The organism is Plantactinospora veratri (genome assembly GCF_036421995.1).
In the GTDB taxonomy this organism is placed as follows: domain Bacteria; phylum Actinomycetota; class Actinomycetes; order Mycobacteriales; family Micromonosporaceae; genus Plantactinospora; species Plantactinospora veratri.
Map to the genome: position 1 here is coordinate 85,815 of NZ_JAZGQL010000031.1, position 12,644 is coordinate 98,458.

Here is a 12,644-nt window from a genome sequence, read left to right on the forward strand (position 1 = left end):
AGGGCCCCTTCTTATACAAAAAGCGATAAGAAGGGGCCCTTCCTTGCACGAGAGCCTAGAGGGTCAGGGTCCAGGCGTTGATGTAGCCGGTGTCCCCGGAGTAGACGTCCCGCACCTGCAACCGCCAGAGCCCGTTGGCGGACTCGGAGGAGAGGTTGACGGTGTACGTCGCGTTCACGTTGTCGGCACCGTCGACGATGCTGCTGTTCTTCAGCCGGTAGCCGCTGCCGTCCGGAGCGATCAGGTCGACGACCAGGTCACCCCGGTAGGTGTGCACGATCTCCACGGCCACCGTGGAGGTGTTGGAGGCGCTCCGGTTGCAGCCGGAGATGGTGATCCCGCTCGTCACGTTGACGTTGGTGTCCGGGATGGCCACGTCGGCCGCGTTGCTGGCCGTGCAGCCGGTGCTGCTACCGGTCACCGTCAGCGTGAACGGGGTGCTCCGGGTGGCCGACGGTCCGCTGCCGGTGATGGTCAGCGGGTACGTCCCCGGCGGGGTGGCGGCGGAGGTGGCGATGGTCAGCGTGGCCGAGCCGCCCGAGGTGACCGAGGCCGGGCTGAACGTGGCGGTGGCGCCGCTCGGCAGGCCGCTCGCCGAGAAGGTCACCGACTGCGCCGAGCCGGCCGTGGTGGCGGTGGCGACGGTGGCCGACACCGAACCGCCCGGCGTCGTCGACCCGGTGCCCGGCGAGACCGAGACCGAGAAGTCGTTGGCCGGCGCCTCGTTGACCAGGTAGAGCAGCCGGTTCGGGGTGCCGGTGCCCGGGTTGGTCACCACGTTCGGGGTGGAGTTGTTCACCAGGTAGTCGCGGACCTGCTGCGGCGACCAGGTCGGGTTGGCGGAGAGCACTATCGCGGCCGCGCCGGCCACGTGCGGCGACGCCATCGAGGTACCGCTGATGGTGTTGGTCGCGGTGTTGCTGTTGTACCAGGCGGAGGTGATGCCGACGCCCGGCGCCAGGATGTCGACGCAGGTGCCGTAGTTGGAGAAGCTCGCCGCCGCGTCGTTGTTCTGGGTGGCGCCGACCGTGATGGCGTTCGGCACCCGGGCCGGGGAGTAGTTGCAGGCATCCTGCCGTACGCCGAGGGTGTTGCCGTTGCCGGCCGCGACCACGTAGGTGATGCCGGCGTTGATGGAGTTGTTGACCGCGGTGTCGATCGCGCTGTCCGCCGAGCCGCCGAGGCTCATGTTGGCCACCGCCGGGCGTACCGCGTTCGCGGTGACCCAGTCCATCCCGGCGACCACCTGGGCGGTGGTGCCCTGACCCGAGCAGTTCAGCACGCGTACGCCGTAGATCCGGGCCGCCTTGGCCACCCCGTACGCGGTGCCGCCGACCGTACCGGCGACGTGCGTGCCGTGCCCGTGGCAGTCGTCCGCGGCGCCACCGTCGATCGCGTCGAACCCACTCACCGCCCGGCCGCCGAACTCGTTGTGGCTGAACCGGATGCCGGTGTCGATGACGTACGCGTTCACGTTCGACGCCGTGTTCGGGTACGTGTACGAGCTGTTCAGTGGCAGGTTCCGCTGGTCGATCCGGTCGAGGCCCCAGGACGGGGGGTTCGGCTGGGTACCGCTGACCTGGAACGTCTTGTTCTGCTCGACGTATGCCACGCTCGGGTCGGCAGCGATCCGCCGCGCGGCCTGCGCGGAGGTGCTGATCTCGAAGCCCCGCAGCGCGGCGCTGTAGGTGCGGCCCACCTTGCCGCCGTGCTTGCCGATCAGGCTCCGGGCCGACGTCGACACGTTGGCCCGGGCGACGGCGGTGTCCTTGAACACCACGATGTAGCTGTCGGCGACGGCGTTCGCGCTGCCGACACCCCGGACCGGTGCTTCCGGTGGAGCCGCGGCGGCCGGCACGGCGGCAGCGGCGATCATGGCCAGAGTGGACACTCCGACGACTACGGACCTACGAGGGAGACTCATCTCCCCTCCTCCCCTCCGATCGGTGCACGACCGCCCGCCCCCGTTGAGTGGCGGGTCAGCACGACCGATCGAGCTGACACTAGTCAGAAGCCTTGCGGAACAGTAGATCCCGAACGTTCTATCTCAACGGAAAGATGGCCGTCGTTGCCTCGACCGCCTGCACCGCGCCCCCTACGGGTGACTTCTCCGGGAATCGGTGGGGGCGGGCCCGGATTCGCCGGAACGGAAACCGGGCAAGGCTGTTTGGCATGGACACCGACCTCGCCATCCTGCTCGCGATCGCCGCCGTCTGGCTCGCGGCCGGTCTCGTCGTCGAGGGGCTGCCGCAGCTACGGGCCGCGCGACCGCTGCGCCGGCGTACCGGGCTGCTTCTCGGGCTGGTCGGGTCCGGCCTGGCCGGGCTGGCCTGGGTACTGCTGGCCGGGCTGGTCGAGGCGGAGCCGACGCTCGCCGACCGTACCGCGGCCGGCATCGCGCTGCCGGCGGTGCCCGCGGTGGTGGTGGCGGCGGTGACCGTACGCCGGCTGCGGCAGCTCTGGGGCGGCGCGGGTGCGTTCGCCTCGGCGCCGGAGATCCCGGCCCCGCCCGCGCTGCGCGCCGCCGCCGCGCACCCGATGGTCGCCCTGCCGGTGCAGGTGACCGGTCTGGTCATGCTGCCGGCGCTGGTCACCGCCACCGGTCTGGTGCCGCTGACCAGCCCGGGGATGATCGGCGTGGTGCTCACCGCGGCGGTGCTCGCGGTCGGCACGATCGGGGTACGGCACGCGCTGCGGCACAGCCGCCTGCTGGAGCGGGCGGTCACCGTACGGTCGCGCTCATCGCGTGCGGCTGGCGTCCTGCACGTATAGCAGTTCGAGGATCGCCCGGGCCGCCTCGAACCAGCGGTCGAGCCAGAGCGAGTTGGGGATGCTGCCCTTGGGCGGCAGTTCCAGCAGCAGTCCGCGCAGCAGCGGGTGGTCGACGAGCGGCTCGGTCGGCGGCACGTCCGGCCAGCCGGCCGGTGGAAAGACCGGCTCGGTCAGGCCGCCCATGTCCAGCGACGGGAGCGTCGGCGCACGCTCCGGCGGGCTCACCGACGTCAGGCCGGCGCCCAGGTCGGTGACCCGCTCCGCCGGGGCACCCTCGGCCGGTCCGAGGTCGGTGTCGATCGGCGTCTCCTCCACCGTGGCGCCGCTGTCCCGGCGGGCACCCCGGTACTTGCCGCCGAACCGTTCCGGCTTGGCGGAACCGTTGCCCAGATTCTCCGAACCGATCGTCATCCGTCTCGCCTGCCTCGCTCGGTTTGCGAATCCCCTGCGGCGGTCGGTCATGCCGACTCCCGCCGTCTGGTACAACGACCCGGCCGGTCACCGGCGACGGCCGGCCGGACCCGCCGACCCGGCCAGGGCTCCGGCCGACTCGGCCAGCAGCTCCACCGACGCGGCCAGCGCGGCCATCCGGGCAGCTTCGCGGGCTGGCCGGGTGACCGCGCTGGGTTGTTCGGGACCGTCAGGTCAGGTCGAATTCGCCGTCCTTGGCACCGCCGACGAACGCGTCCCACTCGTCGGGCGTGAAGATCAGGGCGGGCCCGCTCGGGTTCTTCGAGTCGCGTACCGCGATCGCGCCGCCCGCGAAGGCCACCTCGACGCAGTTGTCACAATTGGGTCCGCTACGCGAACTCTTGTGCCAGGCTGCCCCGCTCAGGTCGACGCGGTACCCCTTTGTCTCCACTTCCACAATGGCTCCTCTGCCAACTTCGAAATCAGCGCGACGGACTCCTCCGGGCGTAGGGCTGCCGCTCGGATATGATCGAAGATGAATATGTATTTCTGCAGCTCATCCCGCTTCTCCAGAAAAAGCCCGCCCGTGGCATTTTCGGCGTACACCACATCCGGATCGCCCGGTTCCGGGAAGCCGAGGATGGTGAAAGTGCCGTCCATGCCGGCGTGCGCACCGGCGTCGAACGGCAGGACCTGGAGCGTGACGTTCGGTAGGTCAGCGGCCTCTACCAGCCGCTCCAACTGGGCCCGCATGACCGCGTCGCCGCCCACCGGCCGGCTGATCACCGCCTCATCGAGCACCACCCACAGATCGATCGGATCGTCTGGGTCAAGTAACGACTGACGACCCAACCGGACACGGACCCGCTGGTCGACTTCCTCGGCGACCCAGTCCGGCCGGGCGGACCGGATCATCGCCTGGGCGTACTCCTCGGTCTGCAACAGCCCCGGCACGGTCTGCTGCTCGTACGCCCGGATCGAGGCCGCTGCCGCCTCCAGCCCGACGTACGCCCCGGCGAGCACCGGGCTGTACGGATGCCACCAGCCCTTCTGCCGGGCCTCCCGGGCGATCTGGATCAGCTCGTCGCACTCGGCGCCCGTCACGCCGTAGATGCCGAGCATGTCCCGCACGTCCCGGACGGTGGCCGTGGTGTGGCCGGTTTCGATCCGGGACACCTTGGACGCGGAGCATTCCAGCAACTCGGCGACGGCCTCGATCGTGACTCCGGCCTTCTCCCGGCGCTGGCGCAGCTCGGCGCCGAGCCGTCGGCGGCGGATGGTCGGGCTCCGGCGCTCGGTCACCGGGTCACCTCCGGGCGATCAATTAGAGAGTCGGGTTGCCGCCGCACCTTCGAGACCGCCGAACGGCGGGGGATCATTCGCGGCGGATGGAGCGATGACCCTGTCGGCCACAGGGGGCCGAAACCGGGTCCAGTCTGCCGCTTCCACGCGCGGCGCATCAAGCGCCGTCCGACCCACTATCGGCATGCCGGAGCAAAGGGCAAACTGCAACTTGCATTGATCATGTTCTTGATGCACCCTGTCCGTATGGCTCGGGCTACGCAGCGTTCCCCTCTGGTCAGGCGACGCAATGCTCCCCCATTCTCGCCTGACCGTGGAGACGGCCGTGCCGGCGGTACGGCGAGAAGCCCCGCTCCGGGGTAAGAGCCCCCGCCGCTGTATGCCAGGGCCGCTACGGCGGCTGGCGCGTCCCGGAGTCGACAGGTGTCGGCCGGGGCGATGTGATGGCAACGACACATCGTCCCGGCCGACGCTCCACTCCGACCGCCCCCTTGGTGTGCCCGCCGAGCAACCCCGTCCGGACCACCACCAGACCCCCGCCCGCCACTCCCGCCGGCCCCCGGCGCCAGTCGGACAGGAGCTGATGTGCCCCTTCCCCGCTCCGGTGATGTGCTCCACGTGACCCGCGCGGCGAGCGTCCAGTTCGCCGAGCCGATCTACTTCCGGGTGATCCGGGTGCACGACTGGCCGACCTACCACGGCTGGGTCTGGCTCGACGGCTACGAACTCAACCCGAGCGGCGACGCGGTCGAGCGACGGTCGATATTCGTGCAGATCAACGGGTTGCGCCACCTCCAGACCAACGCCGGGCGGCACAACTACCCGCAGGCCCGCAGGCCCGCGCTGACCAACTCCAACACGCTGGCCGCGCGGGTCCGGGTCGGCTGAGGCTCATCTGCGGCAAAGGCCGGGCGACAGCCCCGGACACCGCCCTAGACTGGGCGTGTCCACCCCAGGATTGACCAACCCGCACGTCGTCGAGGGCCCCGAACCTGGGAGCCGCCGATGGCAGTTGAGACCTCCGACCGACACCGGACGACGTGTCGGAGCATGCGGGCCAGCGTGCTGCTGATCCTGATCACCGTCGGCCTGCCCGGCTGCGCGAGCGGTACCGGCAGCGGCCGCCCGCCATCCGTACGACACCCGGTCGCCAACCCGACATCGCCGGCCGAGTCGGGTCGTGGCGAGCCCGACCCGGGGCGTACCGAACCCGAACCGGGGCTCACCGACCCCTCCGGGCACGGCGGGGCGGCCGTACCCGCGTCCCCCACCGACACCGAGCGGGGGTGGCCCGGCGCGCGCGTCCGGCCCTGGCACCGGCTGCCGGCTCAGGGCGACCGGGAAGAACCGGACGGCGTCACCATTCCCGACCCGGCCGGCGACCCGGCCGGCGGACCGGATCACGACCACGAGGGTCACCCGGCGCCGACCGGTCCGGACCGAGCGGCCGGCACCGAGGAACATCGGGCCGGCCCAGCGCCGCGCACCGGTGGACCACCGCCGGGCTATCAGCGCTCGCTGGCGTACTCCGGTCTGTTCGGCCTGGTCATCTCCGCCGTCGGGCTGGTCATGGTGGGCACCAGACGCCGCTACTGGTGACCGGCCCCGGCTCGGATTCCGGCATTCCGCCGTCCCGCACTCTCCCGCCACCGATCCGGCCCGGCCGTTCCCGCCTCCTGCCGACCCCGGTTCCGAGCCGGCCCGGTGCCGGACGGAGGATCAGCCGTCCGGGGTGGGCTGCGGCGGGTCGGTCGGGCCGGGCTCGGTGCTCGGCGGCGGGGTCGGCGGCTCGGCGACCACCAGTACGACCTCGCTGCCCGGCTCCACCTCCGTACCGGTCGACGGTTCGGTGTCCAGCACGGTCCCCGGCGGCCGGCGGGAGGTTCGCGGCTCGATCCGGGGCACCAGTCCCAGCCGTTCCAGTTCCGCCACCGCCTCCTGCTGGGACAGTCCGACGAGCGGGGGCAGCGTCACCGGCGCTGCGGTGGTGGCCGCCGGGGTGGGGCTCGGGGTGCTCGCGGGGGTGGTCGGCGGGGGCGTGGTCGGCGCCGCCGGGGTGGTCGCCACCGGCGACGGCGAGGTGGGGGTGTCGCGTCGGCTTGAGTCGACGATCGCCCAGCCGGCGACGACCAGCGCGCCGAGCAGGACCAGCGCCAGGGTCCCGATCAGGATCGGCATCCACCATCGCCGCTCGTCCGGCTCACCGCCGTAGCCCCAGTCGGACTGCGGCTGCCGGGGCGGGGTCGAGCCCGGGGGCGGCACTCCGGCCCGGCCGGACCAGGCCGGCTCGCGGGGCGGCATCGGCCGGGTGGCGTCCGGTTCGCCTGGTTGCCGGTGACTCCCGCCGACCCGGGTCGCATCGTCCCGGCCCGCACCGGCGGCCGTGGGCGGACCGGCGGCCGTGGGCGGACCGCTCGGGTCGTCGGCCCGCGTTCCGCCATCGGGTACGCCACGGTCTCCGTCCAGACCCCGGTCCTCCGGAGGCTGCCGCGGATCGTCGGCCATGCCACGTCCTCTCGCCATCGGATGGGACCGGGCGAACCGCCTCAAACTTATCCGGCGGGACGTGCCGCGGCCATCGTCGCGAGTCCGGGCGTGTCTGCCCGTTCGGCGCCGCGCCGCCGGGCTAGGGCGTCGGCGTCCCGCCGGGTGCGGGACCGTCGGAACAGTAGAGCCGGACCCGCTCGTTCCAGCGCAGCACGGTCCCGCCGGTCGGCTCCTGGTTGCGCACCTCGCCCCGCTCGCCGGTCGGATAGTTCGGATAGAGGCCGTCGTCGACCAGCCGCCGTGCCGCCTGCTTGCAGGACTCACCGACGAGCGCGGGCACCACCACCTCCGGTGCCGCACCGACGACGGTGACCCGTACGGTGATGCCCCGCTTCACCGCCGTACCAGCCCTCGGGTTGGTACTGGCGACCGTGGGGTCGTCGCCGGCCCGGCCGAAGACGAACTGCACTCCGAGGCCGAGCCCGCGCAACTCTTCCCGGGCCTTCTGGAAGTCCTCGCCGACCACGTCCGGCAGGATCATCTGGCCGATCGGCGGCGGGGTGCTGCTCGGTCGGCGGCTCGGGGTCCGGCTCGGCGTACTCCGTGGTGGCTTGCTCGTGACCTGCGCCGTCGGGGTGGTGGTGGCCCCGGCGTCGTACGGCCCCGCCCGCTCCCCGCCGTCGCCGGCCAGCAGGTAGCCGCCGAGGGCACCGACGACGGCACAGACGACCAACCCGACCGCCGCGCCCGCGAACAGGCCCGTCCGGTTCGAGGGACCGCCGCCCAGGTCCGGGTGTCCCGCCACAGCCTCATCCGTCATGCCGACCCTGCCTCACCATCCGGCGTACGAAAGCCACGCCGTTGTTCCGTCCGCCCGGTGCAAGTGTGTGCCCGACAGCATCGGTGGCCCGGCCCTCGGAGCGCAACCGGCCACGGTTCGTGTCGGGACGGCTCCCCTCGGTTGACGGCTCGCCCCCGGCGTCGGATGGACGCTACGCTGCCCCGCATGGCCGCACGAGGCTGGGGAGGATCCGTCGCGACGGCGGTCGGCGTGGCCGCCGGCGCCGGCGCCGCTCAACTGGGCTTCGGCTACGGGCTCGGCATCATCGCCTGGGTCCCGGCGGCCGGCGGCAGCGGGGAGGCGGCCTGGGTGGCCAGCCTCACCTGGGCCGCCTGGATAGCCGCGACCTCGACCGTGGCCGGCGCGGTCTGCGCGCACCGGCTGGGCGCGGGCGGCCGGCGCTCCGCCGGGCGTGCCGCCGATCCGCCGCCGACCCTGGCCACCCTGCTGTGGCGGGCCGCGCTCGCCGTCTCCAGCGCGATCGGCGCACTGGTGACCGTGGTGCTGGTCGCCGTGCCCGCCCGGGCGGCGGTACGGGTCGACACCTCCGCCCCGCAGACCGTCGCGGCCGGCTACGCCATCCTCGGCGTACTGCTCGGGCTGGTGGCGGCGATCTGGGCGATCTCGTCACCGGCCGTCGCCAGCAACGTGCTCGGTACGGTCTGCTGGCTCTGGGCGCTCGCGGTGATCTCGGTCGTCGACGGCGTACTCTCCGGGCGCGGGCTCTCCGCCGCGCAGCTCGGGGTCTGGCAGTTGACCTCCGACGGCGAGCGCTTCTGGTTCCGCGAGTACTTCTACTGGCCCGGTGCGGCGCTGTCGCTCGGCTCGGCACTGCTGATTGGCGCGCTCGCCGCCCGCTCGGCGGCCCGCCGCCCGGCAACCCGGGTCGGTGCCGCCGTCTCGGGGATCAGTGGGCCGTTGCTGGTGGCGGTCGCCTACTTCCTCGCCGCGCCCCGGCTGGTGGGCATCCGTCCCGAGCAGGTCTCGGCGCACCTGATGGCGCCGTACGCGGTGGTCGCCGGTCTCGCCGGCTCGGCGCTGGTGGCGGCGCTGGCACAGCGCGCGGAGACGATGGCCCGGCAGGGGGATTCCGTCGACTCCCGCTCCGAGCCGCTTCCGCCCGGAGCCGGGCCGGAGACACCACCGGCCGACGGCAGCGGCCCGACGTCACCGCCGTCCGGCCCGGACCCGCGCCCGGCGGAGGCCGGCCGGAAGGCCACCTCGACCGATTCCACCGACCCGACCGACCCCACCGACCCGGACCGGCAGACCGAGCGCACCGGCGGTCCCGGAACCGGTTCACCGGGCGGTGGCGGTCGATCGGCACGACTGCCCGGTCAGCCCGGTCGCCGGGCGCGACGTGACGCCGACGAGGCCGGCGCTCCGGGGGTACCCGCGACCGCTGCCGCCCCGCTCCGGGCCGGCACGGAGAGCGGAGCCGCCGCGCCCGCCGACCGGCCGGCCGAGGTCACCGACGGGGCGGCCGGTGATGCCGACGGGGCGGCCGGTTCGGAGGATTCCGCCGGGCCGGTCACCGAGGGCGGTGCCAAGGGCGGCCGGCTGGGCAGGTTCGGTCGACGCTCCCGCTGACCCGGATCAGTCGACCGGCCAGGTGTGCACGGGTTGGTCGGTCCGCTGGAGTTCGCCGTACCGGTGCAGCATGTGGTGCAGCGCCTCGGAGCGGTTCATCCCCCGGCCGCGTTCGGCGGCCTGCACCGTCTCGACCTGCCACACCGCGCCGTTGCGGCGGGTACGGCAGCGCTGCTCGATGATGCCGAGCAGCCGGTCCCGGTGGTCGGCACCGACCCCGAACCGGTCCAGCCCGGCGGCCGCCCTCGGCAGCAGTACGTCGAGTACCAGCTCGGTCACCTTCACCTCGCCGAGCCGGGGCCAGGTGACGGCGGCGTCGATGCCCCGCCGGGCGGCCGCGTGGAAGTTCTCCTCGGCGGCGCTGAAGGTGAGCTGGCTCCAGAGGGGCCGCTCGCCCTCCGCCAGGTCGCGGGCGAGCCCGAAGTAGAAGGCGGCGTTGGCCAGCATGTCGACCACGGTCGGTCCGGCCGGGAGCACGCGGTTCTCCACCCGCAGGTGCGGGCGGCCGTTCATGATGTCGTAGACCGGCCGGTTCCACCGGTAGACGGTGCCGTTGTGCAGCCGCAGCTCGGAGAGGCGGGGAATGCCGCCGTTGTGCAGTACCTCGACCGGGTCCTCGTCGTCACAGATCGGCAGCAGCGGCGGGAAGTACCGGACGTTCTCCTCGAAGAGGTCGAAGATCGAGGTGATCCACCGCTCGCCGAACCAGACCCGTGGGCGTACCCCCTGGGCTTTCAGCTCGTCGGGGCGGGTGTCGGTGGCCTGTTCGAAGAGGGCGACCCGGGTTTCGGCCCAGAGCTGCCGGCCGTGCAGGAACGGTGAGTTGGCGCCGAGCGCTACCTGCACCCCGGCGATGGCCTGGGAGGCGTTCCAGTAGTCGGCAAAGCTGTCCGGTGCGACCTGGAGATGGAACTGGAGGCTGGTGCAGGCGGCCTCGGAGACGATCGAGTCGGTGTGGGTCTGCAACCGTTCGACGCCCCGGATGTCCAGCTCGATGTCCTCGCCCCGGGCGGCGACGATCTGGTCGTTGAGCACCTGGTAGCGCTCGTTGCTGGAGAGGTTGTCGCGGACCAGGTGCCGGGGGGTGAGCGTGGGGAGGATGCCGATCAGGATGATGTTGGCGTCGGACTTGACCGCCAGCTCCTCCGCCCGGCCCAGGCTGGCCCGCAGGTCCTGCTGGTAGTCGGCGAAGCCGGCCCCCTCGATCAGCCGGGGTCGGGCGTTGAGTTCCAGGTTGAACTGGCCCAGCTCGGTCTGGAAGCTGGGGTCGGCGAGGTTGTCCAGCACCTCCGCGTTGCGCATCGCCGGCTCGGCGTCGGCGTCCACCAGGTTCAGTTCGATCTCCAGCCCGGTGGTCGGCCGGTCGGCGTCGAAGCCGAAGTCGTCCAGCATGAGCGCGAAGACGTCCAGGCAGCGGCGTACCTTCTGCCGGTATCGGATCCGGTCCTCCCGGGTGAAGGGGACCTCCGACACGTCCTCGCCCATCGACCCCTCCCGCCGTGCGGCGCTGTCCGCGCAATCCGGAGGGGCTTGCCCAGCGGAAGCGTGTTCCAATCATTACCGTGGGAGCGCCTCGGGCAGGCGACCACGGCACGGCGCCCGCCCACCCGGTGAGCGGGCAGCGGCGCCGCGTCCACGATCGCACACGATCGAGCTGCTCTTTCCACCGGGAGCATTACCCAGCGAGGCGCCCCGGTCACCATGTGATCGATGACCGGGGCGTCCTGGTGCCGACCCGGCGGGTGGCCGGGCGACGGAAGTCAGGCCTGACGGATGGCCTCGCCCTCGATCTCAATCTTGATCTTCTTGCTGACCAGTACGCCGCCGGTCTCCAGGGCGACGTTCCAGGTCAGCCCGAAGTCCTCGCGGTCGATCTCGGTGGTCGCGGTGAAGCCGAAGATGTCCTGGCCGAACGGGCTACGGCCAGCGCCCTCGAACTCGACCTCCAGGTCGACCTGCTTGGTGACGTCCTTGATCGTGAGGTCACCGGCGAGCACGAACCCGTTGCCGCTGTGCGACTTCACCCCGGTGCTGCGGAACTCCAGGGTCGGGTACTTCTCCGACTCCAGGAAGTCGCCGCTGCGCAGGTGGTTGTCGCGGTCGTCCGCGCCGGTGTCGATGCTGGCGGCCTGGATGGTCGCGGTCACCGCGGACTCCAGCGGGTTCTCCGCGACGGTGATCGTCGCCTCCGCCTCGCGGAACTGACCACGGACCTTGCTCACCATCATGTGCCGGGCCACGAACCCGACGCGCTTGTGCGCCTGGTCGAGCAGGTAGGTGCCGGCGGTGGGGATCGTCAGCCCTTCCCACGTACGGGTGGTGGCGGACTCGGCGCTGCTGGTCATGGTGATGCCTTCCCAGGAGATAGGTTGTCTGACCGATGACTGACACAGCAACTATAGACACAGCAATATTCCCCGTGTCAATGACTGCTACGATGGCAGCGTGACCAAGAACCTGTACGACGACGCCCGGATCACCGCCGTGGGCCTCGTCATGGAGGTGTACGCGGGGCTCGCCGCGAGATTTGCCGCCCAGTTCGAGGAGCACGGGCTGTCGACGGTCGAGTTCGAGGTCCTGATGCGGCTGGCCCGCTCACCCGAGCACCAACTCCGGATGACCGACCTCGCCGCGCAGACCTCGCTCTCCACCAGCGGCGTGACCCGGGTCGTCGACCGGATGGAGCGGGACGGCCTGCTCTGCCGCCGCGCCTGCCCCTCCGACCGACGCAGCGCGTACGCGGTGGTGACGGAGTCCGGCATGGCACGGCTCGAGGAGACACTGCCCGGCCACATCCAACTGATCCAGGACTGGTTCGTCGGACAACTCGAACCGGCCCGGCTGGAGAGTCTGCTCGACTCGCTGCGGATCGTCCGGGACGCGGTGCATCCCGGTGCCACCGCCGGCAGTCTCGGCACGCCCGCCGGGGCGACCACCAGCTGTTGATCTCCGGACACGGAGTGCCAACAATCGCCACGGATCCTGATTATCACCTCAGGAGGGGATGAGCCGCACGTCCGGGGAGCACCGGCAGAAAGACCGGCAGAAGTCAGCCGCATATCGCCGCTTCATGCATTAATCAGAAAAAACGGGCGCCGAAGGCTGGTTAATCTTCAGGCAGCCGGGGGGCTCTGGGGACGTGGGGGGGGCGGGGGGGCGGGGGGGGGGGGTGGGGGGGGGGGGGCCCGCCCGCCCCCCCCCCCCCGGGGCGGCCCCCCCCCCCCCCCCCCCCCCCCCCCAC

Annotated in this window: 13 protein-coding genes; 5 read left to right on the forward strand and 8 right to left on the reverse strand. The window is 72.0% G+C overall.

The genetic code is table 11. From position 1 onward, the window contains the following. Positions 1-55: 55 nt before the first annotated feature. Complete coding sequence (locus V1634_RS30330) at positions 56-1,924, reverse strand: S8 family peptidase (RefSeq protein WP_331211144.1); 1,869 nt, start codon at positions 1,922-1,924, stop codon at positions 56-58. Between the two features lie 248 nt (positions 1,925-2,172). Between V1634_RS30330 and V1634_RS30335 the strand changes: the two genes are divergently transcribed. Beyond that, on the forward strand, positions 2,173-2,772 hold the full coding sequence (locus V1634_RS30335) for a hypothetical protein (protein WP_331211145.1): 600 nt from the start codon (positions 2,173-2,175) through the stop codon (positions 2,770-2,772). On the opposite strand, the gene V1634_RS30340 is transcribed toward V1634_RS30335, so the two are convergent. The 3 genes from V1634_RS30340 to V1634_RS30350 form a co-directional block, all read right to left on the reverse strand. Continuing rightward, on the reverse strand, positions 2,740-3,183 hold the full coding sequence (locus V1634_RS30340; RefSeq protein ID WP_331211146.1) for a hypothetical protein: 444 nt from the start codon (positions 3,181-3,183) through the stop codon (positions 2,740-2,742). The genes V1634_RS30335 and V1634_RS30340 overlap by 33 nt on opposite strands. 229 nt (positions 3,184-3,412) lie before the next feature. After that, positions 3,413-3,634: a DUF397 domain-containing protein gene (locus V1634_RS30345; protein ID WP_101368887.1), complete on the reverse strand. Its 222-nt coding sequence runs from the start codon at positions 3,632-3,634 to the stop codon at positions 3,413-3,415. Next, positions 3,604-4,485 (reverse strand): helix-turn-helix domain-containing protein, encoded by an 882-nt coding sequence (locus V1634_RS30350; protein ID WP_107263184.1) that lies wholly within the window; start codon positions 4,483-4,485, stop codon positions 3,604-3,606. The genes V1634_RS30345 and V1634_RS30350 overlap by 31 nt, the downstream gene beginning before the upstream one ends. A gap of 585 nt (positions 4,486-5,070) precedes the next feature. Between V1634_RS30350 and V1634_RS30355 the strand changes: the two genes are divergently transcribed. Next, positions 5,071-5,373, forward strand: coding sequence for a hypothetical protein (locus tag V1634_RS30355; RefSeq protein WP_331211147.1), 303 nt, complete (start codon positions 5,071-5,073; stop codon positions 5,371-5,373). 117 nt (positions 5,374-5,490) lie between these two features. Continuing rightward, positions 5,491-6,084, forward strand: coding sequence for a chromosomal replication initiator protein DnaA (locus tag V1634_RS30360; protein ID WP_331211159.1), 594 nt, complete (start codon positions 5,491-5,493; stop codon positions 6,082-6,084). A 120-nt stretch (positions 6,085-6,204) separates the two neighbouring features. On the opposite strand, the gene V1634_RS30365 is transcribed toward V1634_RS30360, so the two are convergent. Then, complete coding sequence (locus V1634_RS30365; protein ID WP_331211148.1) at positions 6,205-6,990, reverse strand: PASTA domain-containing protein; 786 nt, start codon at positions 6,988-6,990, stop codon at positions 6,205-6,207. Positions 6,991-7,111: 121 nt separating this feature from the next. Next, complete coding sequence (locus V1634_RS30370) at positions 7,112-7,792, reverse strand: PASTA domain-containing protein (protein ID WP_331211149.1); 681 nt, start codon at positions 7,790-7,792, stop codon at positions 7,112-7,114. Positions 7,793-7,978: 186 nt separating this feature from the next. On the opposite strand from V1634_RS30370, the gene V1634_RS30375 reads away from it, so the two are divergent. Then, on the forward strand, positions 7,979-9,403 hold the full coding sequence (locus V1634_RS30375; protein ID WP_331211150.1) for a hypothetical protein: 1,425 nt from the start codon (positions 7,979-7,981) through the stop codon (positions 9,401-9,403). A gap of 6 nt (positions 9,404-9,409) precedes the next feature. On the opposite strand, the gene V1634_RS30380 is transcribed toward V1634_RS30375, so the two are convergent. Then, positions 9,410-10,888, reverse strand: coding sequence for a glutamate-cysteine ligase family protein (locus V1634_RS30380; RefSeq protein ID WP_331211151.1), 1,479 nt, complete (start codon positions 10,886-10,888; stop codon positions 9,410-9,412). A gap of 275 nt (positions 10,889-11,163) precedes the next feature. Continuing rightward, positions 11,164-11,748, reverse strand: a complete 585-nt coding sequence (locus V1634_RS30385) for a YceI family protein (RefSeq protein ID WP_331211152.1) — start codon at positions 11,746-11,748, stop codon at positions 11,164-11,166. A gap of 100 nt (positions 11,749-11,848) precedes the next feature. Here V1634_RS30385 and V1634_RS30390 point away from each other — a divergent pair, with 100 nt between their 5' ends. Then, on the forward strand, positions 11,849-12,349 hold the full coding sequence (locus V1634_RS30390) for a MarR family winged helix-turn-helix transcriptional regulator (protein ID WP_331211153.1): 501 nt from the start codon (positions 11,849-11,851) through the stop codon (positions 12,347-12,349). The last annotated feature ends 295 nt before the right edge of the window (positions 12,350-12,644 follow it).

Excerpts from the sequence above, each read along its gene's own strand:
- V1634_RS30330 (WP_331211144.1), bottom strand. The coding sequence starts at position 1,924 with ATGAGTCTCCCTCGTAGGTCCGTAGTCGTCGGAGTGTCCACTCTGGCC.
- V1634_RS30335 (WP_331211145.1), top strand. The coding sequence starts at position 2,173 with ATGGACACCGACCTCGCCATCCTGCTCGCGATCGCCGCCGTCTGGCTC.
- V1634_RS30340 (WP_331211146.1), bottom strand. The coding sequence starts at position 3,183 with ATGACGATCGGTTCGGAGAATCTGGGCAACGGTTCCGCCAAGCCGGAA.
- V1634_RS30360 (WP_331211159.1), top strand. The coding sequence starts at position 5,491 with ATGGCAGTTGAGACCTCCGACCGACACCGGACGACGTGTCGGAGCATG.
- V1634_RS30365 (WP_331211148.1), bottom strand. The coding sequence starts at position 6,990 with ATGGCCGACGATCCGCGGCAGCCTCCGGAGGACCGGGGTCTGGACGGA.
- V1634_RS30370 (WP_331211149.1), bottom strand. The coding sequence starts at position 7,792 with ATGACGGATGAGGCTGTGGCGGGACACCCGGACCTGGGCGGCGGTCCC.
- V1634_RS30375 (WP_331211150.1), top strand. The coding sequence starts at position 7,979 with ATGGCCGCACGAGGCTGGGGAGGATCCGTCGCGACGGCGGTCGGCGTG.
- V1634_RS30380 (WP_331211151.1), bottom strand. The coding sequence starts at position 10,888 with ATGGGCGAGGACGTGTCGGAGGTCCCCTTCACCCGGGAGGACCGGATC.
- V1634_RS30385 (WP_331211152.1), bottom strand. The coding sequence starts at position 11,748 with ATGACCAGCAGCGCCGAGTCCGCCACCACCCGTACGTGGGAAGGGCTG.